The following is a 24,138-nucleotide window of genomic DNA, read 5'->3' on the forward strand; positions in this document are numbered from 1 at the left end:
AGAAATTCTATGTACTTATTCAAAAAAAAGAGCATTTTTATATGGAGGCTCTTCTTCCCCATCTGTAACCTGCCCAGCTTATCGGCAGTAATAGGATGGTAAAAACGATACAACTCAATATGAAAGGTGAGCTCAAAAGCGGGTCGAACCATTCATGAGGTATAAGATGAAAAAGGACAAGATTCATAAGAATCAGATTGGGAATCAAGCCGATGATAAGGGTTTTCATTAAAAGGCTCTTCCCTTTGGATCCGAATTCCTTCCCGATCTCATAACCAAGCAGTACCCAAAATACGATATAAACCGCGATGATGATGGCAGGGATGCTGGTCAATTTAAACCAGAAGTCCTGAAGCCACTCCCAAGGATAGATATTATAAAGAACCGTCAGCAGACTTCCGCCGGCAAATAAAAATATATTAGCACATACGAAAAGCCATTGTGTCCTTCCTGGTGTCAGTGACCATTCATCATTCCATATTGATGCTATTTCCTTTGGTGTACCGATTCTGGTATGAATCAGATCGGTCAATTCCTCGCTTCCGAGATCCTTTGCCTCTTCCAGAAGATGCAGAATGTGTCCTTCATATTCCTCTAAAACATCCTCTTTATCCTTATGTGCAGCCAAAAGGGCATCCAGTTCTACAATGAATTTCTCTTTAGATTGAATCATGTTCCGGCTTTCCCATCATCTTGTTCATCATCTTAACAAAACGATTCCATTCCTTTGTCCGTTCTTTCAATATCTCTTTTCCTTCATCTGTGATTCTATAGTACTTTCTTGCCGGCCCTTTTTCTTGCTCCTGCCAATAAAACTCGATATAATCCTGTTTCTCGAGCTTATGCAGAGCTGGATACAACGTACCTTCCTTCACATGAAGGTTGTTTTCGGACCGCTTCTCCATTTCTTTGACAAGCTCATAGCCGTACATGTCTTTTTCATTTAATAGCTGCAGAAGCAGCAGAGATGTACTTCCTTTTACCAATTCCCGATTAAACATTCCTTCACCTACCTAGAATTATGAGGTATGGTATTATCTTAAAAAATATCCTGTGGTTTGTAAAGTGATTTTTTTAATTTTTTTCCGACAGAAGCTTCTTGTGAATCCAGATTGCCGCGATTGATCCATCCCCCATTGCTGTGGAAACCTGTTCGGAGTGTGCAACAATATCTCCCGCTGCCCATACATCCTCTACATTTGTCTCTTTAGAACGGGCATTAGTATTGATATGCTTATTATCCAGAATTTCCACACCAAGCTGCCGGGCTAGTTCCGTATGAACCTTGTTTCCTCCAAAAGCGATAAATCCTTTCTCACCTGTGATTTCCACCCCGTTATCAAGAAGTACGCCCTTAAAGTCACTATCTCCCTCTACTATTGCTTCTGATATGTCCCCTTCCACTAACCTTATATTCCTTTCTTCAAGCTTTTTTCTCGTTGCATCAGTTACTTCCTTGCTGCCATGATTGATAAAAGTGATTCTGTCTGTCCAATATTGAATGGTCTGCGCCATCTCTGCACCCGCTTCGCCTGAGCCCAGTATCACGACTTTTTTATTCTTCACTTCATACCCGTCGCAGTCAGGACAGACATAGACAGACAGCCCTAGACACGGAAGAAGGTTCTTAATATCCGAGATGTTATCCATGACTCCGGTTGCCAGCAGAAGTTTCCTGCCGACATAGTGATATCCCTCTTTTCCGTCTAATATAAATTCCCCTTTATCTTTTCTGGCAGTAACTATGCGGTCTGATTGGAACTCGACGCCAACTGATTCTGCCTGCTGTCTTCCCAGTGCACGGAGTTGTTCTCCGCTGACTCCCTCCGGCCAGCCCAAAAGATTGTGATAAGACCTGCAAATGGCAGAACGGCCGTCATTGGAGTCTACAACCAATATGTCATGCTCATATCTCCCCAGCTGAATCGCTGCCTGAAGTCCGGCGATTCCTCCTCCTACGATGATGCAGTCATATGTTTTTTTCACGAAAGTTCCTCCTCCATTGCATTTATTCTTGAGCGCAAGTCTCAGCTGCAAAAGCAGATAATAACCTATTCCTGCCAGCCTCTCATCCAATCAATAGTTATCATTTTGCTTGTCCTGATATATTATTCTTCCCTATACTTCCTTTTTTCCTTAGAATCAACGATTGAAACTCCAACTGAGATCCCACTGTATGCGGAGGAAGCACTACAACGTTTTCGATTGTAAAATATGTGGCAACAAGCTGCTGGATAGCTGTTGAGGAATGGAACGAGAAGAATCGCTTTGGTTCATAATGATCATCTTCCCATACTCCTTCCTTATTATCCCCTCCATACAAACCAAGATAAAAAAGACCTCTCTCGTTCAGTAAGTCATGAATCTCACGGAGCACGGTTTCAATGTCCTTCTTTTGAATATGCAGCAGAGAGTTCATCGCCCAGACAGCATCGAATTTCCTGCCAAGCTTATTTACCTCATCACAGCTCAGCACCTCTGCCTGTACCTCTTTTTCTCTGCAGAGACTGATCATTTCAGGGGAAATATCTACGGCAAAAGGATGAATTCCATTCTCTTGAAAAAACAGGCTGTCCTTCCCAGGCCCTGCGCCTAAATCAAATACAGAAGATGTCTTCTCTTCAATCATCCAGCCAAGAAAAGTTTCCCTTTCAGCATCTTTCCATTCTGGTGTTACATCTTCATTCCGCCGGTGTGCTTCAGCATCATAACTTTTTACGAGTTTCTCTTTTAAAGTCTGATCCATTTCATACCCCTCCAACTTCATTGCTGATTAGCATCCATGACTTTTACCTTTTAAAAATGAACTTAAACATCGCCGAGTTCAAAAAAATACTGCTTCTCAAGATTTTTTTATTGTCGGGAAAAATAATTGGTGATAAAATTCTTTTATCGTTTACCACTTTAATAGACGAAAGTATAAATTCTGGGAGTGTGCTCTTACTATGAAACAAACTGAAATAGCAACATTTGCAGGCGGCTGCTTCTGGTGTATGGTGAAACCTTTTGACCAGCTTCCCGGAATACAAGCAGTCGTTTCCGGTTATTCCGGCGGTCATGTAATAGATCCTTCATATGAAGATGTCAAAAGGGGAGACAGCGGTCACTATGAGGTTGTTCAGATCACCTTTGATCCTGCATTATTTCCATACAAACAGCTTCTTGATTTATATTGGCCGCAAATAGATCCTACCGATGACGGAGGACAATTTCAAGATCGAGGAGAATCTTATCGCACCGCCATCTTTTATCATAATGAGCAGCAGCGTCAAATGGCAGAGGAATCAAAAAGAGAAGTTGAACAAAGCGGACGCTTCAAGAAGCCGATTGTTACTAAAATCCTCCCTTCTGCACCATTTTATCCTGCTGAAGATTACCATCAGGATTTTTACAAAAAGAATCCTAAAGAGTATAAAGAAGACCGCGCTCAGTCCGGCCGAGATGAATTTATTGAGTCGAACTGGAAATAATATCTATATATTTTTAAAAAAGAGGGAGAAGCTCAGGCTTACTCCCTCTTTTCCTGTTTTCATTGACACGCCTTCCGAACTTGTCTCTTCTCTACTGACCAGAAACCTTGAGTTGAGAGAGAAAATGAGGGTCATACTAAAAAACAAGGGGTGATGTCAAATGAAGAAAAATCAGCCGTTTGAAAAAGAGGGAGATCAGCGTGCGGGTGCTTATGCAGGTCATGGTGCTTACTTGGATGTAAATGAACCTTATCCAGGGGACTCAGTAAATGAGCACCAGGACCTCGAGTTTGCCAATGAAATCATTGGCAGGGAAGAAATCAAACAGCAAAACGACAACCTTTAAAATTATGAAAAGACCCCCGCTCACCGCGAGGGTCTTTCAATTGAGAATACCGTCATTAAACGAGAATGGTTTTTTATCTATTTTACTTCTTGTGGTATTTGCAGCTGAAGTCCTTCGGCAACTCTTCTTCCATATTCAGGATCGGCCTTATAGAAATGCCCGATCTGCCTCATTTTGATTTCATCACTTTCAACAGGACTCATCGCTCCGACAACTGTTTCAATCAGGCGGTCTTGTTCTTCGCTGCTCATCAATCGGAACAGGTCACCTGCTTGAGTGTAATGGTCATTATGATCATAGGAAGTGCTTTCTGCCACCCCAGAGACAGGGAATGCAGTTTGGTTATCTTGTGGTGACTCCTGAGGGCCTCCTGCGCTGTTCGGTTCATAATATACTGAACTGCCTCCGTTGCTGTCATAGCGCATTTGTCCGTCACGCTGATAGTTTCTTACTTCATTTTTCGGCCTGTTGATGGGAAGGGTGTTATGATTTGCTCCTACACGATAACGGTGAGCATCGCTGTAAGCAAAGATTCTTCCTTGCAGCATCTTATCAGGTGAAACTTCAATACCTGGTACAAGTGTACCTGGTGAGAATGTGGCCTGCTCCACTTCGGCAAAATAGTTTTCCGGATTTCGGTTCAGGACCATACGCCCCAATTCGATTAATGGATAATCCTTATGAGACCACACTTTGGTTACGTCAAATGGGTCAAAACGGTACGTGTCTGCATCTTCAAGCGGCATAATCTGCACATACAGCTTCCAGGCAGGAAAATCTCCCTGCTCTATGCTGTTGAATAAATCTTCCGTGTGATAATCAGGGTTAGCCCCCGCTATTTTCGCCGCCACTTCATTCGTTATATTTTTTACACCCTGCTCGGATTTAAAGTGATATTTCACCCATACTGCTTCACCTTCTTTATTTACCCATTTGAAGGTATGGCTTCCGTAGCCGTTCATGTGGCGAAGGGTCGCCGGAATCCCGCGGTCACCCATCAAATATGTAACCTGGTGAAGAGATTCAGGAGAAAGTGACCAGAAATCCCATACTGCATTAGGGTTCTTCAAATGAGTCTGCGGATGGCGTTTCTGTGTATGAATGAAATCTGGAAATTTAATTGCATCACGTATGAAAAAAATCGGCGTATTATTACCAACCAGGTCGTAATTCCCCTCTTCTGTATAAAACTTAACAGAGAATCCACGAGGGTCGCGTACAGTATCGGCAGAGCCATTTTCACCTGCTACCGTAGAAAATCTTATAAACATCGGCGTTTGCTTGCCTTTCTCAGACAGAAACGCTGCTTTCGTGTACTTACTAAGATCATTGGTCACTTCAAAGTACCCATGGGCTCCAGTCCCTTTGGCATGAACGACACGCTCAGGTACACGTTCCCGGTTAAAATGCGCAAGTTTCTCAAGCAAATGAACATCTTGAATCAATGTTGGTCCGCGAGAACCAGCCGTCATAGAATTTTGGTTATCACCAACAGGGGCGCCCCAGCTGGTTGTTAATTTATTGTTTGTCAATTTCATTCACCTCTTGTTTTTTATAGATGATAATGATTACAATCTAATAATAACATCAATCAATTTAAAATCAATACTTTTTTATAATTATTATAAATAAAAATTGATTTTAACCTGAAATCATCCTTTTAATTAGGCTCTTTTCGTAATCTTTGTTGCTATTTTAAATGAAGCGAAAATAATGCCATAAACGATCGATAATATCCTGGTAAACAATTAAGAAAAGAGCTAATTTTCCTGTTTAGAGAGAAAAACTCCGATTACAGGGAAAATCCAGCACTTGAAATTTCTCCGAAAGCAGCAATTTATGATAAAACAGCCTTTTATAGACTATATGAACGTTTGTACTTTATTTAGAAGTAAAGTTTTGATATAAAGGCCCCCGAACATAAGCACAACAATCATTTTGGATCAATCGGTACCTTAAAAAGAATGCTTATTCATGCATGTGTTAATCTATTTTTCTCACATGAAGATCTCTACCAGCGGGCGATATGCTCAGACCCAATCAGATGTACGAAGAATGAAATTAAAAAGACCCGGCAATTTACCAGGTCACTGAAAAAGTCCAACGAAGACTTAAAATCACAGAATCTTACCTTTTTCGCTTGGGGTATTATGAAAGAGAGTTGGTTTTCGTTCAAGGTACCCGGCTTCGCAGGACGGGCACCTGATAGAGTAGACAAAATAGCGAGAGCGGCCTGTTATTTTCTTAATTAAGTCCCAAGCGGAAAAAATAAAGGAAGTTTTTTCCCTTAACTGCAAATCCCAGTTCATATTGGGATTAATAAAGGAAGTTTTTTCCCTTATATGATGAAACAGAACATTTTTTCTAGTGTATTAGGTTATATAAGGGAAATTTATTCCCCTATCTTTAGCTTTTTTAATGTTTTTTAGAAAATAAGGGAACTTTTTTCCTCTAATTACTATCCGAAATACTGATCACAGTTATAGGTGCCACCGGTCACTGCGCTGAATCAGCATCTTTCCCTCGACTAGTTGAAGAAGGACCCTTCCAGCCCGACAGGAACATGTTCCAAAAGATTAAAGGATTCTAAAGCTGATTAAGTAAAGAGAGCAGCATATTTAATTTATTGCTTTCAAAAAAGTCAACTTTTCTTCCTAATATAGGAAGTGAAGTTGACTTATTCTTTGTTAATAACTTTTCAATGTCCGGCAATTTGTCGAGTCATTTCAATATTATTTTAATATCCTCCGCCGTATGCACCGGCACCTACGACAACTAACAAAATGAACAACACAACGATCAATGCAAATCCTCCTGCATAACCACCTTGACCTTTACTCAAATGGATGACCTCCTTAAAGATAGATTCGTATTTAACATATTCAGTTGAGAATAATCGGTGCGGGCTAGCCCCTAAACCCTTCTATAAAGGAAAAATTCTCACCCCATAATTACTACATTATGGTAATATATATACAGATAAATCAGAGGAGGAATAAACATGTCAAAAACATTTACTGCAGTTCAAACCCGCCAAGGAGGAGTGAACGGTTAATTCTGCTGTCAACATACGGTTGTCCCGGATACTTAACGGACATTTTATCCAAAAAATCCGGACTGATTAACAGCACACTCCTGCCTTCTATTTAAAAACTTTTAATAGAAACAGGAGAATGTTAAATTGAAAAAACAAACGATTGCATCACATAATATCCGCGCTTTATTCTGGGTTCAGTTTTTTGGCACCATCAGCTTTCTGCAGCCGGTCATCACTCTTTTTTATATGGAAAGAGGATTAAATTCTTCCGATATCCTGATTGTACTCATGTTTTGGAGCGGAGCAGTTCTGCTCGGAGAAGTGCCGACCGGTATTTTCGCAGACCGGTTCGGAGCCAAAGCATCTTTCATAACAGGGACGATTTTGAAGTTCTTGAGCATCGCCATGCTGCTCTTCGCTTATGAACCTTGGATGTTCTTTCTTTATAGTGCTTTAAATGGATTTTCGGTAACATTCTTTTCTGGTGCTGATGAAGCGCTCATCTATGATTCTCTAAAGGAGAGTAAAGAAAATGACTTCATGGACAGGGCCATGGGAAAAATTCAGTCTGCAGGATTCATTTCTTCTATCTTTGCCGTTCTTTTTGGGTCATATCTTGCGAAAGATCTCCAGGATGACCAATTTCAGTTTTTGATCCTGCTGTCCCTGGCTTTTCATGTAGTCGAAATTATTTTTGTCATGACCGTCAAAAATCCTAAGACTGAAACTTCGTATAGGGAGAATCCTTTTTCTCAAGTTAAACAAGGATTGACTGTAATTCGGAAGGCACCGCAGCTTTTGATAATGTTCCTGAATGTCACACTGGTATTTATTCCAGCAGGGGCAGTCTATGGGTACTTTGATCAGCCGCTGATGACGGATGCCGGACTTCCCGTTTATTTGCTGGGTGTTATGTATGCTTGTTCCGCTTTACTAGGTTTCTTCGCATCCAATTCGATTGGATGGCTGACTGGAAAGTTCTCAAGGATTATTCTTATGCATGCGACCGGTCTTTTCGCTGTGGCAGGATTGCTGATCTCTGCCCTGCTGTCCGAGACGCTTTGGGTCGTACTCGGTGCTTTCTTCCTTTTAAGGTATGTCAGGGCGATCCGATATCCTATATACTCTCAGCTCAGCAACGACCTTATTCCTTCAGGCATCAGGGCAACGACGATTTCTCTGCTCTCGATTGTTGATTCTGCACTTGACCTGCTTGTCTTTGGAATCCTGTCTTATGTGGCACTGAGTGGATTTGAAGCCGTGCTTTATGGGTCTGCTGCTATAGCGCTGATCGGGACGCTGCTGCCTATAAAAAAAGTGAAACGGCAAGATTCAAAGGCAGCATTGTCTGCATTAAAGAATGATTGAATGAGAAAAGAAGCCATTGATTTGGCTTCTTTTTTATAATTTGCCTAGAATCCAATAGAGCCTGTGTAAATGACCGGTACGGACCATCATACTCTCTATTTCTCTTCTCGTTGGGCCGCATTTCCCTCTTGCGGGCATCTTCCTCTCTATTTTCTTTTCTCATTAGGCCGCAAACTGGCCCACAATAACCTGCTCATTGGACCGCTTCCATTCTTACAGCCAGACTTATCTCATCAGCTCTCGGCTAACGGAACAAATGAAGAAAAAGATTAGAAACGTCAAAACTTATTATCAAACTGAATCTAAAAATGGCGCAAAGGCTTTTCGCCCCTGCGCATACTCTTATTACTTTTTATAATAGGTCCATCCTTCTTCCTGGTAGACCCTTCCTTCTTTCATCAGCTTACCCATCGCTCTTTTAAAAGAAGCTTTACTCAAACCCAGCTTTTCCTTGATTTCTTCAGGCAGGCTTTTATCCCATAAAGGCATCGAGCCGCCTCTGCTGTCCATATAGTCTGTGATGATGTCTGCATCTTCGCCCATTTTATCTTGTTTCAATGGAAGGAAGGAAACATTGAGGCTGCCATCATCTTTAACATCTATAACACGGCCTTCAACCAATTCACCCAGTCTCGGCTCTTCTCTTCTTTCGTTTTCGTGGACAAAGCAGCGGTATCCCTGCTCAGTAAGAAAGAACGTCCCTACTTTCAGCAGACGGTACACGCGCCCTTTTACAGTTGCTTTCAACATTTCTTGTGATGCCCGCCTTGCGATTTGCCCGATAATATTTTCAGTTGCCAACTTTCCATATAATCGTCCGTTTTTGTCTGGTTTCAGTGACAAATAAAGCTGATCTCCCGGCGCAGGCCATAAATCCTCGTAGATGGGAAGATCATCGGATGATACAAGGATATCCTTCATCAAGCCGATATTCACAAATACTCCCAGTCCCGAATTAACGTCCACTACTTCTGTCCAGCCATAAGAGCCGATTTGTATCTTAGGTATATGCATTGTAGCAGTCAGCCTGACTTCTTTGTCATGAAAGAGAAAAACTTTCACTTCATCCTCCACTTCAATTTCTCCATCAACCTGACTATGATGAAGCAGAACATCTTCCTCTCCATTTGTCAAAAAATACCCAAAATCAACTTCTCTATCTACCGTTAAAACCTGGACTGTTCCAGCTTCCAATTCTCTGAACATTACCTATTCCTCCTATATAACCTGTTCTTTACTTTTATCTTTACCCAATGGTTTTTACCTAACTCTGTTTTTGCAGATAAAAAGCACTTAGCTCCGTTTCTATTCGTTTCAATCGATGTGGATTGATACCCAGCCTCATGAAACACTCTAAATGAAAAGCATAGTCACTCATTATCAAAGACTGTTTTCTCATACCTTGCTGCTTTCAGAAATATCCCAAAGTGCCATTTCCCCTTTAAAACTGGAGTGTTCTCTATAAACAGGGAGAGCAGCTTTTCCTTTCTCGTTTAACAGGTGTTCTGCACAATTATGGGATGATAGTTTTTGATTTTTATAAAACAGCATAAAAATTTCACTGAAAAAAATATACCAAAAACTCCGATGAAGGCACGGCCGCCACCATCTATAATAAAAAAGCTGACATCATTATCCTCAATGTATACGTCCGGTTCCAAGAGGCTGAACTTTTTCATACAAAGAGCCCTATCGATACAACATTTTTTTCCACAGACTAAATAGATGTTCCTCTTCTTTCACAACTTCCTGCCGCGCAGAGTTTTAAGGGATTTCCTTTTACATGGCATGGTAGTTCCGTATTTCTTTATCTTTAGGCAGGAGCCACGTCAACACTCCAACAAGCGGGAGAAAGCTGCAGAGAATCATGACAAAGCGGATACTGTATAAATCAGCCAGGCTGCCGAATAGGACAGACCCTACTGCGCCCATTCCAAAGGCCAGTCCGACCGTCAATCCTGATACCATGCCTATCTTCTGAGGAAGCAGTTCCTGTGCATAAACAACAGTAACACTGAAGCTTGAGGAAAGGATGAATCCAATCAGGAAAAAGACCGGTATAACAACGTCCAACGGCAAGTACGGTAAAAGGAGTGTCAATGGTGCAGAGCCAAGCATTGACAGAAAAATGATGTTTCTCTTGCCAAACTTGTCTGCCAGAGGTCCTCCGAAGAACGTTCCCAATACTCCAGCAAACATAAAGGTGAAGATATACAGCTGCGCCTCCCTTATGGTAAGCCCATAATCTTCTATCAGATAAAATTGATAGTAATTCGATATCCCTGCACCATACCATGATCTTGCGAATACAAGGAAGACAACCAGAAGCATGGCTATCTTAATTTTTTTATGTATCCCATTATAGGCTTTCTTCTTCTGATTCTGTCTTTTCTTGCTAAACACGTCTTCGCCAGCCAGCCTTTTCTTATACCATTGAGACACCCGGACGAGCACAATGATGCCGATTCCTGCCGCCAAGGTGAACAACAAGGCACCTTCTTGGCCTAAAGGCACAAAAATGAAGGCAGTTATAATGGGAGCCAGTGACTGGCCTGTATTTCCCCCTACCTGATAGATGGACTGTGCCAGTCCTCTTTTATTACCGGCTGCCAGGTAGGCTACCCGTGATCCTTCTGGGTGAAATATGGCAGATCCGAATCCAATGAACAACACGGATAATAGGAGAAAAATGAAATTGTTAGATAAAGCAAATCCGATTAATCCTAAGAGACTCGACACCATGCCAAGAGGAAGCAGAAAAGGACGGGATTTGATATCGGCATAATATCCAAACACAGGCTGAAGAAGGGAAGAAGTCATATTTAAAGCAAAAGCAATCCAGCCAATTTGTGTGTAACTCAACCCTAGTGATCTTTCTACAATTGGAAACATGGCAGGAACAACGGCCTGCAATGTATCATTGATAAAATGGCCAGAACTGATTGCCAGCAGGACTCCATACATAGTGGCCGTTCGCCTTGTTTCTTCTTTGCTTAGAGTTTGCCCCACTAGATTCAACTCCTGTCAAAAGTTTAAAAGTCTTCAATCTTTGATAGTCAACCTTTCAAGTATATCTTAATTATGATGAATAGAAAATAATAACATGTTGTTTTGACAAGGCTCTTTTCATAAACTTTGCTGCTATTCTATATAAATTTCAAAATCAATAACTATAATTGAGCAGAAATACCTTGTAAAGCATCATGAAAAACAGCTTTACAAAAAAAGGTCAACTGTTCCTAACAAATAGACGGAACTCCATTGCTCTTGCTTAAAGAGCAGTAAGATTAATTAGGTTTAAAACACAACACCAACTAAAAAGACCCTTAAAATCAGGTTCAATCAAAATTGAAACTAACCATTTTAGTGAGCGATTTAGCCAAAGAAGAGGTTTTAGTGATAGAGAAAATTTTGAGTGTTAAGACATAAAAAAAACTGGTGACAGGTTTCCCCGTCACACAGTCCTTTGAGTTTCACTACCGTTTATTGTATTGATTGCCTGTTTCAAACTGGAGTAAGTTTGGATCTTTTTAAAGTCAATCCCGAGATTCACCACTGTTTGGACTATATCCGGAGTCATTCCGGTCACTTTTGCTTCTACCCCGATTAATTCTAATGAATCAATCAGCTGGAAAATGATTTGTGCCACATACGTATCAATAATGGGAACACCTGATAGATCCAGGATAAAATATTTGACTTTCAGTTTCGCGCTCTTCTCGAGTGCTTTTTCCAGCATCAATTTTGCCCTGCCTGTATCGATATCCCCTACGAGCGGCAGCACCGCTATCTCATCTGAAATCGGAATAACTGGAACAGATAACTCGAATAATGCTTCTTTTGAATTTCTTAATTGATCTGCTTGATAATCGACGAATGGCAGGCTGAAATAACAAGTAACATCTCCAATATCCGTCTCAAGAATATTTAACATATTGTAGAAGCCGTCGATCGTCAGGTCATTTTTTTTCGCATGCATTTTCAGCAAGTCACCCAAAATAGTACGATATTCAGGAAATTCATTCAACATTTCCTCAAGACTGGCATTTAAAGTAGCGCATTGGGTTCCCGCTTTCTTTCCCCATGCTTTGAAGTTTTTCTTGCGATCTTCATCACTCATCACAAAAGACTTGGCGAATAAGCTGACCAATTCCTCCCGCATTGAGAGCAAGTCATTTGATATGGACTGCATTTCTGGATACTTCTTTGTTTGGATCTCTGTAACCTCATGAGCAAGTTCACTGCTTTTCTCAAGTATCAGGCTGCAGAATTCTTCGTAAACTCTTTCGTTGGACATTAATACACCCTCTTTGCCTTTCTCGTTAACAATTTAATTACAATTCGTTCTCTATTAAATTGTATATTAAGTTTGCACGAGGATTCAAATAATAATGTTCGAAGTGAGCTTCTGTTAATTAACCAAAGTCTGATAATTGCTGAATTTTTTACACAGCAGGGTGAGGATTTCAGTGAAGGGTAAATGCAAAATCACTCTTATTCTTATTCAGGAAGGCTGTTAAGCCTTTCTCTAATTACTACTATTTACGTTAGATAGCGCCAATTTATTCATGCCCTGGACTCACTGCTTATCGAATAAGAAGGCTCTTTTCGTAAACTTTGTTGCTATTTGATATTTCTTACAAAAAATATGACCGTAAAACGCTCCAATAATCTGTTAATAGTGAAGAGAAAAGAGCACTCCCTGATTCGAGAGAAAATCCTACTATTTGGGGATATCCGAAAGTAACCATTTATTCGAAAACAGCCAATAAGAAAAACTAAGAATTTAAATTGCCCTAAATGCTGTTAAATCAATAAAAACGCACGTTGAATTTGAGTTCAAGTGCGCTTTTATATTTGTTATTAGAGACCCGCACCTCTAGAGTAGATACGTTCACTTTCAGAGGGAAGAACTTTATTTATTCTATTGAGCATTAGGAAATAGCTTGGAAGCTCTTTCTCCAATACGTTCTCCCAGATCTTCTACAGGTCTTCCGCTATGGACCAAGTCACGGTAGGTTTTCAAGTCCCTTACTAAATCACGGTCATTTGTGACATAAACCTGCTGAATATTACTGTTTACACTTTTAACCGCTTCCTCCACTTGTCTTTGTAGATCATCATCAAGATTTTTTTCAAGGCGGTTTTCCAACACTACACCTGCGTAGGCATCAGCACCATTGGTATATACGTAAGCTCGTTCCACCTCATACAGCTTCATTACTTTATTTGCCATGCGGTCTGTCATCCCAAAGGCAGGATCGGCTGGATTCGCTTCACCATAGATATTGTTTGATCCGGTATTAGTAGTGTTATACCGGACCTGCTGCACTCCCATTCCGCCGTCTTCTCCTTCTTGTCCCAGGTTCTCGTCGTTATTCAATGCGCATCCTGCCAGAAATATCATCAATACCTGTATTGAGCACAGTAATTTTTTCATACCCTGACCTCCTTTATCTTCTCAACCTAGAGTTCCCAAATCGGATAAAAAAAATACCGATTGGAAGTCAGAGTTACTAAAAAAGCAGCCAGAGTAACAAGACAGGGAACGTGCACACCTCTCAATGAAAAAGGCAGAAGCCCGGGGCTTCTGCCTTTCATTGATCACCTTCCAGCACACCTATTTCATCGAGGAAGATATGACCTTGTGGTGTCTTATCAAACACAAATTCGATTGTCGTGACTTTCTCAATTGGCAGATCGAATTTTTCAAAAGGAATCATGAAGGTTTGACGTACAGGTTCGTGTGAATCTCCATATCGAGCCTCCTGATAAAACACTGTTTTACTTTGCTGTATATGGAGAGCAGGTGCAAGTTTTATTGATTCTCCCAAAGACACCTCCGAGGCTTTGCCATCTTCTGTTACGAGACGGATAGTAAAATCGGATGCTTCCTTCATGCTGTCCATGCTTGCAGCTGAAAAAGTGAACACATCATTGTCCTTGATAGATGCTCTTTTAGAATAATCCTTCGAAAACTCCAATTGATATTTCCCGGGGGCCGAATAGCTGTCATCCCACTTAAGGTAAACTCCATGATTTCCCCTGTCAGCATTTTCTCTCGATTTCAGGATACCTTCACTCCAGTATCTAAGCCTGGAAGCCTTGAAGGTAACTCCCTCACTATTGCCGGTTGTTAAATCATAGTCATTTTCAAAGTCATTGATCACCTGAAACCGGGCATCACTATACCGATTGATATAGATGGTCTCCGGCAGCCAGTTCAATGCATGACTGTAATCCTGAAACATAGGTTTGTATTCTTCCTTGCCTTTCAGCGTGGCATCCAGAAATCCGGAAATATAGGTTTTGGCAATTTGCCTCTGCTCCTCCCCTTCTAGAAGAGGTTTTTTATTGATGAACAAGTTCATAGGGAATGACGTGTCGTTATCTCCCCATGAGGTGTTGAACTGTCCATGATTGGCACCATGAATATAAAGGGAAGATTTAAACCAATCGCCATCCTTGCTGAATGTCAGTCCATCATATTGGCGGTCGCCGCTGAATTCAGAAACATCACTATCGTATGAGCCGTGAAGAAGCAGATAATTGACATCTTCAAGCTCGACCGGCTTATCTCCAAGTGTAAAATAATCGGTTGGTGCTATCGATATAACCGACTTGATCTTATAATCAAATCGGAAGGGCACCATTCCATTATTCGGATAGCGGTCCAATTCATTGAACTCTGCAGCCACTGCGGCTGCCTGTCCACCCCGGGAGTGGCCCAGCAAAGCAATATTATTCATGTCAATCTTATTAAAGAGTTCTGTACCTTCTGCATTATTAAATTCTTCAAATTGATTCAGATGCTTTAACATCAGCCAAGCCCTTGTACTTATTTCATTGTTCAAGCTGCCCGACCATGAGGATGTATTTAGAAAATTCTCATCCAAAGAAACCGCAATGTACCCCCTGCTAGCCAGGAGTTCTCCCAAATAAGCATAACCTTCATCAGAAAAATCCTCCATAGCATGATTGCCATGGACCATCAAAACAAGCGGAAACTTTCCAGGACCTTCAGGCATCCAAACCGTTCCATTCAAAGGCAGCTCCGTCCGATCGAACCCCCAGAACCATGTCCTGTATTTATTCCAGCCGCCTGTAATAAAGGAAGCATTCACCGGATCTGTTTCATATTCTGCTTCATTTGCGAAATGCGGCCTCCTTTTATCCGTCCCGCTTCCATAGGTAAAGGTGCGAATATCATATCTTCCCCTTTTAGAAGGATCTTCTGCATTTAGGGTTTTCGGTTCCGTCTCCACAGCTGCAGCCGGATATCTCTCCATTCCTGGATACCATAACCACAATGCGAATCCCGTGGAGCAAACGAGACCCAGCAAAAGTACAAGCAAGGAAGTGAGCTTGGTTCTAGTAGATTTCCACCAGAAACCGATGGCTCCCCCGGCAAATATACCAATTCCGATGATTACATAACCCAAAGGCATGATTTGATAAGCTGCCCTCACTTGGGATAACAGGACAATCAATAGAATCGTTGACGATAAGACAACAGCCAAAAATCGATTATTTATTTTTTTAAGCAGCAAAATAAAGGGGTATAAAATATAAGGACTCAGAATTGCTGCAAGCAAACCAGGGATGAATACAATCAGGAAGTCAATAACAGGATTCAATCCTGTTTCCAGGCCGATGCCAAAAAAAGCTAAAAAGAGGATCAGCATAAAAAACGCACCGGCTGCAGCACCCTTCCATGCCTTCTTGCAAGATTCCTCAACTGAATTCCAAGAAGATTGAGCACGCTTCTTCATTCGATGAATGGCGGATTTCTTTTTCTTTATGTCAACTGGTTCATCTAACTTTTTGTACGGTTCCATCAAATTTCCACCTTTTTTTATCTTCAACGTCATTATAACAAATTTGGCGCTCCATCACGGTTTAAAATTATGTAAATTCCCTGAGCGGCATCCAGGGCCATTGGTTATTTTTCGTAAGATAACTCTATAATTCACCCTAAACTTCCTGGTAAGCAAGAAAGGAAAGAGCTGCTCCCTCAAGAGAAAACCTTCATACCAGGGTATATTCCACAGCAGCAATAAAGAAGCCGCCCCTAGGTAAAGGAACAGCTTCTCTCAATCATTTATGCTCATCTTGATAAATCACTGTCTCTGCATCATGGCGCCTGTTCATTTGATGGCTCTTTTTCCGATAATCTTTTGACTTGAAAACTATATCAAAGTCATAGTCTTCCGGATATAACTCTTTTGCCGATATATAAAGCTCCAGGCGTTTATGGTTGACCTCTCTCTTTTCACCCTTTACCCAGACAGTGTAACTTCCCATTTTATCAGGTCCCTTTTCCACTATTCCAATTTCGCCTGCCGGACTGACTTTCACATTGTCACCCATTACAAACTGAGGGGATTCTGTTTTGTGTGTTTCTTTTTCGATGCGCTCTCTCTTCGCATAGCGGTTGACAGCCACCTGTCTTTCTTGTTCCTTCCGCATATGATCATCATATGAAACACCATCGTATCTCCTGTTCTCTTTATATGTCACTCTATGGGCAGCCTCAATGATTTCAGGATGCATTCCTAACTTGAGAGCAATCGAGAATGCCTGGCTCTCGCCGCCTCTTCCCACGATAAGACGATAAGTTGGTTCCAGTGTCTCAAGATCGAACTCCATTGAACCATTGATGAATCCTTCTTCTCTGTCTGCAAAATCTTTTATTTCACTGTAATGAGTAGTCGCCAGCAATGTCGCTCCTTTGTCATACAATTTTTGCAGAATGGCGGTTGCAAGGCCCATTCCTTCTCCAGGATCTGTTCCAGAACCAAGCTCATCCAGAAGAATCAAACTTCTGTCATTGGCTTCTTGCAGTATTTCAATAATATTCTTCACATGAGAACTAAATGTGCTTAAATTTTGCTGCAGGTTTTGACCATCCCCGATATCCAGGAGGATTTTCTGAAAAATGCTGATGTGACTGCCTTTTTCCACAGGAACATGGATACCGCATTGAGCCATAAGCGTGAGAAGACCCACTGTTTTAATCGAAACTGTTTTTCCTCCTGTATTCGGCCCCGTGATGACCAAGGCGTGAAACTTCCCTCCCATCTCAATATTCAGGGGAACCGCATCTTTTCTTAAGAGAGGATGTCTTGCATTCTTTAAAGAGATATAGTGTGACTCGTTAAGTTCAACCGCATTCCCGCCTATAGCCTTACTGTACTTGGCTTTGGCGAAAAGATGGTCATAATTGATCATGATTTCGACTGCCAATTTCAATTCCTTTTCGTGCTGCTGCACCAGCCCTGTCAGATAAAGTAAAACACTCTCCACTTCAGATTCTTCTTCCATTTTCAGATACAACAGTTGATCTTGCTGTGCACCTACTTCTTCAGGTTCGATATACAAAGTGGAGCCGGAAGCAGATGCATCAAGCACAGCTCCTTTGACTTTGCCTTTGTATTCTTTTTTGACGGGTATGACATAGCGCCCTGCCCTTTGACTGACGATTGCTTCTTGAATATACGTTTTATACTTATTGGATTTGAGCATACTGCTGACTTTCTCTTTAAGGCGTTCTTCCCCAATGCTGATTTGTTTCCTGACCTTAAGCAGCTCCTTTGAAGCATAATCATCCACCTGGCCATTACGTATACAGCGGCTGATTTCCTCATATAAGCCTGGAAGGTCCTCAATCGAATAGACATACGACGAGACTCTAGGGGCTATGAATTCTTTATCTTTCATGAACCTTTTTAGTTTCCCGCAGCAATCCAGGAATAAAAGGAGCTTTTGAAACTGCACCGCCCTCAATGCCGTTCCTTTATTCATCCCACTAAGAATAAGTTCAATTCCGTCGAGTGCATGAATCGGCACACTCTCACTTTTATTTAAAATCTCTACTGCTTCTGTGACTTCATCCAGCCAGGCAGCAATTTGCTTCTTATTAAAAGAAGGTGAAAGAGATTTCACAAGCCCTTTTCCTGAATCCGTTAGTGCATAGCTTGCTATCTCTTCTTTGATTCTTTGAAAATCCAATTGCTTAAATGTATTTTCGTTCAATTTTTATTCCTCCGTATTTAATTTATTTTTGCTGATTTCTGGTCTAAGCGCTCTCTGACATCTTGGTTAAGTCATTTACTGAATGTTACTTTTCAATCTCTTCTGTCACTAAAAACCATCTATTTAATGCTTATTTCATCCCATAGAATTCAACTAATCCGTAAAAACAACGCAAAAAACCGTAATGAACAATGTCCATTACGGTTCTCGATATCATACAAAAGTCAGGTCTTCAGCAGTGAAAGATTGCACAAAAAAACCGTGCTTGATCGTACACAGTGCTGCAGACGAATGTTTGCATGCTATGATCATTGTTCTTAACTTATCAGACATAAAGGCATACTTAAATAAGCATTGAGAACAGATATTTTTCTGTCCAGCCTTGATGAATGACCGTATAAAATTACGGATTAGTTAAGAACGACACCTAACATACTACATTTCCCCTTTTGAGAGATTCATTATTTACAACTACATATTATTCCAAATGAAGTGCAATTGTCAATCAGTGATGCAAATTTTACAATTTGATATCATACTTGTTTTTCAGTTCTTCAGGTGCCATCTTGATCATCTGCTGGAGAATCAGCGTAAATACAGCGATGTCATCCACTATTCCAAAAATGACGAGCCAGTCAGGTATCAAATCGAATGGCAGCAGAATATAACCAAAGATCAAGCCCACAGACAATAATTTTTTCCACACCTTTACCGATGGTGATTTGAAAAATGCCACCAAAAATGGAACTGACCTTCTGATGTTAAATAAAAATTTCAATCTGCTGATAAATCTGGTCAAAATTCCTTCCCTCCTTCTAGAACACTCACTATTTATATACCACATTTTGAAACGTTTATCTTTCTATTAATTATATTCTTTCATTTCATATTATAATGGTTCTTTCCAAATCTGTCTCAATCGGCCTTAGATAAGGTTGACACTAGCTAAAAACAGCCTTATTTCAGCCAAATCCACTAATACATGTGAATTTATTCTCTGAACATGTTATAATCTCTTAGATATGATTGATGGAGGTAATTACTAAATGATTCAAGTATCAGATGTTAGTCTGCGTTTTGGTGACCGTAAATTATTTGAAGATGTAAATATAAAATTCACTGCCGGAAACTGTTACGGCCTTATTGGTGCGAATGGTGCCGGTAAATCCACTTTCCTAAAGATACTTTCCGGTGAAATCGAATCTCAAACCGGCAATGTTTCCATGACACCTGGAGAGCGTATGGCTGTCCTGAAACAGAACCACTTTGAGTACGAAGAGCATGAAGTGCTGAAAGTAGTTATCATGGGCCATTCCCGTTTATATGAAGTAATGCAGGAAAAAGACGCTATCTATATGAAAGCGGACTTCTCTGATGAAGATGGCATGCGCGCAGCCGAACTTGAAGGCGAATTCGCTGAGTTGAACGGCTGGGAAGCAGAGTCTGAAGCCGCAATCCTTCTGAAAGGCCTGGGAATCGGCGAGGACCTTCACACCAAGAAAATGGAAGATTTAAATGGTGGGGACAAAGTAAAGGTATTGCTTGCACAGGCACTGTTCGGGAAACCGGAAGTTCTCCTACTTGATGAGCCTACCAACCATTTGGACATCGCTGCCATTCAATGGTTAGAGGAATTCCTGATCAACTTCGAGAACACGGTAATTGTGGTATCACATGACCGTCACTTCTTGAACAAAGTATGTACTCATATTGCCGATCTTGATTTCGGAAAAATCCAAGTCTATGTCGGAAACTATGATTTTTGGTATGAGTCCAGCCAGCTTGCTACAAGGATGGCTTCAGACCAGAACAAAAAGAAAGAAGAAAAAATCAAAGAACTTCAAGCATTCATTGCACGTTTCAGTGCGAATGCTTCTAAATCCAAACAAGCGACTTCCCGTAAGAAGTTATTGGACAAAATCACTCTTGATGACATCAGACCGTCATCACGCAAATACCCTTACGTCCACTTCAAACCTGAACGCGAAATCGGAAATGACCTTTTAAGAGTTGAAGGGATATCTAAAACGATTGATGGTGTAAAAGTTCTGGATAACGTAAGCTTTATCATGAATAAAGATGATAAGATTGCATTGGTCGGAAGTGATGAAATCGCGAAGACGACTCTGTTCAAAATTCTTGCTGGTGAAATGGAGCCTGACAGCGGTTCATTCAAGTGGGGTGTCACGACTTCACAAGCCTATTTCCCTAAAGATAACTCCGACTACTTTGAAGGCAACGAGCCTAACCTGGTCGAGTGGCTGAGACAGTACTCTCCTAACGATCAAAGTGAATCCTTCCTGCGAGGCTTCCTGGGCAGAATGCTGTTCTCTGGTGAAGAAGTTATGAAAAAGCCGAGTGTTCTTTCCGGTGGAGAAAAAGTCCGCTGCATGCTTTCGAAAATGATGCTGAGTGAAGCCAACGTTCTTCTTCTGGATGAACCGACGAACCACTTGGATCTTGAGTCCATCACAGCGCTTAATAATGGCCTTGAGAACTTTAAAGGTTCCATGATCTTCTCATCTCATGACCATCAGTTCATTCAAACAATTGCAAACCGTATCATCAAGCTCGACTCTGAAGGCATCATCGACAAGCAGATGACATATGACGAATTCCTTCAAACGACAGCGGTTAAAAACTAATACTTCCTATAAAAAAAGCAGCCTTCCCCCGGGAAGCTGCTTTTTTTGTTTAGTTTTGTCAGGGAAAATCCAGGATGCATGCAAACCGCCCTTACCGTTCTAAAGCCGCTAAGTGCCGCCAGCTTACTGCGTATCTCCTCCTTATTAATAAGAGCCCCATGGCTGGCACCTTCCGATCTTCTTGCGATAAGTGATATTTACCTATGAACAGCGTACATTTTGCCTTGCTTAGGAAAAAGTTTCCCCTCTTTTAAATTTTCCGCTTCATTCAGATAGTAGAGGTTACTTCTTTAAGGATTCCAACACAAAAATATTTTGCTCGGCCTAAAAGGCCACTGAATGATTTAGTCCAGCGATTTATTCACTTTGGAAACAATAAGGGGAGAAATTCCGCTTATTTAAGAAAAAGCTAAAAAAAACAGCTAAAATAAGCGGAGAAATTTCCCTTATTCTCGATAAAGATGCCAAAAAGGTTCATTATGTTGTGTTTAAGCGGAATAATTCCGCTTATTTACCCCAAATCAAATTCTTTTCCACAGCTTAACCGGAAAAATTCCGCTTATTTTAAATAGGATTATTCATACCCTTCTCAGGGCATGTCTCCTGCTACAATTGAATGAAGTGATAGGGAAAACTGCTATCCTATGTTGAGAGACAGTTTTTATACCACGCTATAAGCTCTTTTGACCCCCTGCATAGCCAAGGGGTTTCAGGAACAAAGTTAAATTGGCTGGAATGAGTTCTGTTGAATATCGAACTCACTCCAGCCAATCAGCCTCATAATATAACTCTAACTTTCGGGGGGCGACGGCAGATACCGTGAATTATTGTTTTACTTTTTTTACTTCCCTGAAGTAAACCTGCAGCTTCTTACAAGACTCATTTTACAGACATGACCCGCTCATGAAGAAAAACCTTTATTTGAAAATAACTAATTTCATCAGGAAGCTCTTCCTTGATGGGCTTAAGCTTTTCTCCTCCTGTTTTTTCCACTGCAAGTTCAATGAGTTTTCGTTCTTCGACAGAAAGAAAAGCTTCGGTGTCTACTTCCATTCCTTCTTCAAAGCATTGCAGGATATGGTTCTGGACAGTGGTCAGAGACAAGTTGCGCTTTTCTGCTACCTCTGCCAATCCCAGCCCCTCTGTAAACATCTTAAAAGTTATTAAACTGGAGGGCTCATCTGTTTTCTTCTTGCCTTCCTCAGCTTGGGCATTCTCTTCTTTATACTGAGAAATCGCTCGAAGGAAGCGAGAACCATACTTTTCACTTTTGTGGGCGCCGACTCCTTTAACATCGAGAAAAGCAGTATTATTCTCAGGGAGCTTTCTGCACATGTCCCTGAGCGTTTGATCTGAAAAAATGACAAACGGAGGCACTCCTTCTGAGTCAGCCAGCTCTTTTCGTATTGCTCTTAGAATTCCAAACAGCTCATCGTCTTCTTGATGAGAAACTTTTTCTGCTCTCATGGTCTCTTTCCGCATCACTTTTTCTTTTCCCTGAAGGACACTCTTTCCTCTCTCATTAACCCTGAGTACAGGAAAAGTCCCGCTCACCACTGTTATATATTCTTCAGAAATCAAAAAATCAATGAACAAGCTGATCTCTTTTTGTTTCTGTTCTTTCATCAATCCGTAGGTAGAAAGTTTCTCAAATCCAAATTCTTTGATTTTCTTATTCTTTGAGCCAGCCAGGACCTGACTGACCAATGAATTCCCAAATCTCTCGCCCATCCTGATCATGCAGGAAAGCACCATCTGTGTCTCTTTTGTCACATCGATTGCTTGACGATTGTCTGTACAATTGCTGCATTTCCCACACGGAACTGCTCTTTCATCACCGAAGTAATGAAGGATGAATTCCTGCAGGCAGCCTTCTGTATGGCAGTAATCAACCATTTGTCTCAACTTAAGAAGTTCCTGTGTATGGCGGGCAGGATCCTGAGAGTTTTGTGAAATCAGGAATCTCTGAATCTGCACATCCTGAGGAGAATATAGCACCACACACTCACTTTCTCCACCATCCCGGCCGGCTCTTCCTGCCTCCTGATAATAGCTTTCCATATTTTTCGGGAGCTGGTGGTGAAGCACATATCGCACATTCGATTTGTTGATCCCCATCCCGAAGGCATTTGTTGCCACTATTACCTGCAAATTGTCTTTCAGGAACTCTTCCTGCATTTCGTTACGCTGGACATCACTCATTCCTCCATGATACTTGCCCACTGAGAAACCCTGTTTGTTCAGTTTATTATATAGTGAGTCGACTTCTTTCCGTGTTGCGGCGTAAATAATTCCCGATTCATTTTTATTCGCTCTTACATAGTTCATGGCATACTGGCTGCGGTCCTGGCCCTTGATGACTTTAAAAGAAAGATTCTCCCTTGAGAAGCCGGTGATATAAGTATTCTCCTCCTGTATTTCAAGAGAGGCACAAATATCATTTTGCACCTGCGGAGTTGCGGTAGCTGTCAAGGCCAGAACAACCGGGTTACTCGGGAGTCCCTTCAGTAGATCCTTGATTTTGAGATAGCTTGGACGAAAATCGTGGCCCCATTGAGATATACAGTGTGCCTCGTCTACAGCGACCAGAGGAATCGGCAGGTTTCGCAGGTATTGTACAAAATAGGGTGACTCCAATCTTTCCGGAGCAATATAGACCAGTTTATAAACCCCCAGTTCTGCCTCACTCAATCTTCTTTCAATCTCTGCATGAGTAAGGGAACTGTTAATAAAAGTTGCCGGGATACCGGTTTGGTTCAAGGCATCCACTTGATCCTTCATTAATGAAATCAAAGGTGAAACGACAAGTGTTATTCCTTCCAGAAGGAGTGCCGGAATTTGATAGCAAATGGATTTCCCACCGCCTGTCGGCATGATTCCTGCTGTATTTTGGCCAAATAAGACACTCTGAATAATTTCATCCTGTCCTGTCCTGAAATTTTCGTATCCGAAATATTCTTTTAAATAATTTTTAGCATGATAAATATTCATTGCTCAATAACTCCTTATAAAAACCAATAGGCTTGGTCATATGCTTCTTCCTTCTATTATAAACCCCATATACTCTGAGGTCGATGAAAGCCCTTGGTTTTACAAGGAATTTTTTCCGCTTGGAGATTCCAGAGGCAGCGTACTGTTTTTCTTCATTAAGAATCTTAGTTTCTTAACGAGTAGAGCTGCTCCGGGCTCAAAAAAAAAACCCATTGACTGCTCAACGGGTCTCCATTCTTTATTCCT

Annotated in this window: 18 protein-coding genes; 4 read left to right on the forward strand and 14 right to left on the reverse strand. The window is 41.2% G+C overall.

Annotation, left to right across the window (positions count from 1 at the left end; translation table 11 throughout):
- Nucleotides 1-37: 37 nt before the first annotated feature.
- The 4 genes from FZC79_RS16530 to FZC79_RS16545 form a co-directional block, all read right to left on the reverse strand.
- Nucleotides 38-673: an HAAS signaling domain-containing protein gene (locus tag FZC79_RS16530; protein WP_148947866.1), complete on the reverse strand. Its 636-nt coding sequence runs from the start codon at nucleotides 671-673 to the stop codon at nucleotides 38-40.
- Nucleotides 660-1,001, reverse strand: a complete 342-nt coding sequence (locus FZC79_RS16535) for a PadR family transcriptional regulator (RefSeq protein ID WP_148938374.1) — start codon at nucleotides 999-1,001, stop codon at nucleotides 660-662. Before FZC79_RS16535 ends, FZC79_RS16530 begins: the two co-directional genes overlap by 14 nt.
- Nucleotides 1,002-1,074: 73 nt before the next feature.
- Complete coding sequence (locus FZC79_RS16540) at nucleotides 1,075-1,986, reverse strand: NAD(P)/FAD-dependent oxidoreductase (protein ID WP_148947867.1); 912 nt, start codon at nucleotides 1,984-1,986, stop codon at nucleotides 1,075-1,077.
- A gap of 100 nt (nucleotides 1,987-2,086) precedes the next feature.
- Nucleotides 2,087-2,746, reverse strand: a complete 660-nt coding sequence (locus tag FZC79_RS16545) for a class I SAM-dependent DNA methyltransferase (RefSeq protein WP_252183371.1) — start codon at nucleotides 2,744-2,746, stop codon at nucleotides 2,087-2,089.
- A 199-nt stretch (nucleotides 2,747-2,945) separates the two neighbouring features.
- Here FZC79_RS16545 and msrA point away from each other — a divergent pair, with 199 nt between their 5' ends.
- Both msrA and FZC79_RS16555 read left to right on the forward strand, forming a co-directional pair.
- Nucleotides 2,946-3,470 carry a peptide-methionine (S)-S-oxide reductase MsrA gene (gene msrA / locus FZC79_RS16550; RefSeq protein WP_148947869.1) on the forward strand — a complete coding sequence of 175 codons (525 nt, stop codon included), beginning with the start codon at nucleotides 2,946-2,948 and terminating at the stop codon, nucleotides 3,468-3,470.
- Nucleotides 3,471-3,630: 160 nt separating this feature from the next.
- Nucleotides 3,631-3,816, forward strand: a complete 186-nt coding sequence (locus tag FZC79_RS16555) for a hypothetical protein (RefSeq protein ID WP_148947870.1) — start codon at nucleotides 3,631-3,633, stop codon at nucleotides 3,814-3,816.
- Nucleotides 3,817-3,893: 77 nt separating this feature from the next.
- Here FZC79_RS16555 and katA read toward each other — a convergent pair whose 3' ends face one another.
- A complete protein-coding gene (gene katA, locus FZC79_RS16560) occupies nucleotides 3,894-5,348 on the reverse strand; it encodes a catalase KatA (protein ID WP_187442831.1) in 1,455 nt (484 codons plus the stop codon).
- A gap of 1,205 nt (nucleotides 5,349-6,553) precedes the next feature.
- Entirely contained in the window at nucleotides 6,554-6,658 is a 105-nt protein-coding gene (locus tag FZC79_RS16565) for a YjcZ family sporulation protein (protein WP_148947872.1), read from the reverse strand.
- A gap of 339 nt (nucleotides 6,659-6,997) precedes the next feature.
- On the opposite strand from FZC79_RS16565, the gene FZC79_RS16570 reads away from it, so the two are divergent.
- Nucleotides 6,998-8,221 carry an MFS transporter gene (locus FZC79_RS16570; protein ID WP_148947873.1) on the forward strand — a complete coding sequence of 408 codons (1,224 nt, stop codon included), beginning with the start codon at nucleotides 6,998-7,000 and terminating at the stop codon, nucleotides 8,219-8,221.
- Nucleotides 8,222-8,566: 345 nt separating this feature from the next.
- Here the strand turns inward: FZC79_RS16570 and FZC79_RS16575 are convergent, their stop codons facing one another.
- From FZC79_RS16575 to FZC79_RS16605, 7 genes are all read right to left on the reverse strand, one after another.
- Nucleotides 8,567-9,427 carry a CvfB family protein gene (locus FZC79_RS16575; protein WP_148947874.1) on the reverse strand — a complete coding sequence of 287 codons (861 nt, stop codon included), beginning with the start codon at nucleotides 9,425-9,427 and terminating at the stop codon, nucleotides 8,567-8,569.
- A gap of 573 nt (nucleotides 9,428-10,000) precedes the next feature.
- Nucleotides 10,001-11,185 (reverse strand): MFS transporter, encoded by a 1,185-nt coding sequence (locus FZC79_RS16580; protein WP_148947940.1) that lies wholly within the window; start codon nucleotides 11,183-11,185, stop codon nucleotides 10,001-10,003.
- Between the two features lie 490 nt (nucleotides 11,186-11,675).
- Nucleotides 11,676-12,518, reverse strand: coding sequence for an STAS domain-containing protein (locus FZC79_RS16585; RefSeq protein ID WP_148947875.1), 843 nt, complete (start codon nucleotides 12,516-12,518; stop codon nucleotides 11,676-11,678).
- A 627-nt stretch (nucleotides 12,519-13,145) separates the two neighbouring features.
- The gene (locus tag FZC79_RS16590) at nucleotides 13,146-13,661 is read right to left on the reverse strand and encodes a YhcN/YlaJ family sporulation lipoprotein (protein ID WP_148947876.1); all 516 of its coding nucleotides are present in this window, start codon (nucleotides 13,659-13,661) and stop codon (nucleotides 13,146-13,148) included.
- A gap of 157 nt (nucleotides 13,662-13,818) precedes the next feature.
- The gene (locus tag FZC79_RS16595) at nucleotides 13,819-16,059 is read right to left on the reverse strand and encodes an alpha/beta hydrolase family protein (protein WP_187442832.1); all 2,241 of its coding nucleotides are present in this window, start codon (nucleotides 16,057-16,059) and stop codon (nucleotides 13,819-13,821) included.
- 259 nt (nucleotides 16,060-16,318) lie between these two features.
- Nucleotides 16,319-18,256 carry an endonuclease MutS2 gene (locus tag FZC79_RS16600; protein WP_148947878.1) on the reverse strand — a complete coding sequence of 646 codons (1,938 nt, stop codon included), beginning with the start codon at nucleotides 18,254-18,256 and terminating at the stop codon, nucleotides 16,319-16,321.
- A gap of 520 nt (nucleotides 18,257-18,776) precedes the next feature.
- Nucleotides 18,777-19,055 (reverse strand): YkvA family protein, encoded by a 279-nt coding sequence (locus FZC79_RS16605; protein WP_148947879.1) that lies wholly within the window; start codon nucleotides 19,053-19,055, stop codon nucleotides 18,777-18,779.
- A 247-nt stretch (nucleotides 19,056-19,302) separates the two neighbouring features.
- Here FZC79_RS16605 and FZC79_RS16610 point away from each other — a divergent pair, with 247 nt between their 5' ends.
- Nucleotides 19,303-20,901: an ABC-F family ATP-binding cassette domain-containing protein gene (locus tag FZC79_RS16610; protein WP_148947880.1), complete on the forward strand. Its 1,599-nt coding sequence runs from the start codon at nucleotides 19,303-19,305 to the stop codon at nucleotides 20,899-20,901.
- Nucleotides 20,902-21,780: 879 nt separating this feature from the next.
- Here the strand turns inward: FZC79_RS16610 and recQ are convergent.
- Nucleotides 21,781-23,892 carry a DNA helicase RecQ gene (recQ, locus tag FZC79_RS16615; RefSeq protein WP_148947881.1) on the reverse strand — a complete coding sequence of 704 codons (2,112 nt, stop codon included), beginning with the start codon at nucleotides 23,890-23,892 and terminating at the stop codon, nucleotides 21,781-21,783.
- Nucleotides 23,893-24,138 lie beyond the last annotated feature (246 nt).

This window comes from Rossellomorea vietnamensis (genome assembly GCF_008180615.1).
Lineage (GTDB): Bacteria > Bacillota > Bacilli > Bacillales > Bacillaceae_B > Rossellomorea > Rossellomorea vietnamensis_D.